The sequence below is a fragment of the Hydrogenophaga palleronii NBRC 102513 genome (assembly GCF_001571225.1).
GTDB lineage: Bacteria > Pseudomonadota > Gammaproteobacteria > Burkholderiales > Burkholderiaceae_C > Hydrogenophaga > Hydrogenophaga palleronii.
Genome location: NZ_BCTJ01000105.1, coordinates 1 through 725 on the forward strand (window position 1 = coordinate 1; position 725 = coordinate 725).

The 725-nt window shown below is 64.8% G+C and carries 1 protein-coding gene; it reads left to right on the forward strand.

Going from position 1 to position 725, the window contains the following annotated elements:
• Positions 1-725, forward strand: a 725-nt coding sequence (locus HPA01S_RS22465) for a flagellin N-terminal helical domain-containing protein (RefSeq protein WP_281193172.1), incomplete at both ends; no start/stop codon positions are given.

Genomic DNA, 725 nt, shown 5'->3' on the forward strand with positions numbered 1-725 from the left:
GCATCGAACAACAGCAGCGACCGCACTGCCCTGCAGGCCGAAGTGACGCAGCTGCGCCAGGAGATCGACCGCGTGGCCAAGACCACGTCCTTCAACGGCACCAAGCTGCTCGACGGTTCGTTCGCCAACGCCACCTTCCAGGTGGGCGCAAACGCAGGTGAAGGCATCGCCATCGACAGCATCGTCAGCGCCAACTCCACCACGCTGGGCAATACGGATTTTTATGTGTCGACCGTCGCCACCGGCACGCCGGCCGGTACCCCGGCCGTGATGGCCGCAGTGCCAGCCGGCACCTTCACCATCACGAACGCCGCCGGTACCGCGGTCAGCCTGGGCGCACTGGCAGAGGTCGCCACCGGAGCGGAACGCAACAAGCAGGTGGTCGATGCCGTCAATGCCAAGTCGTCGGAAACCGGCGTCTTCGCACGCCAGACCACTTCCGGGTATGAAATCTTCTCCGACCGTGCACTCGCCACCACCAACTTCGGCGCCGCATGGGGCACCACCACCGGCGGCGCATCCCCACCAGCGGCGGCAACGGCCACCGCGAACCAACTCGACGACATCAACGTCAACAGCTTCGGTGATTCGCAGAAGGCCCTGATGGTGATCGACAAGGCTATCAACGCCATCAACAGCTCGCGCGCCGACCTCGGCGCCCTGCAAAGCCGCTTCGAGAACGCCGTGGCCAACATCCAGATCACGGGTGAGAACATCTCCGCCGC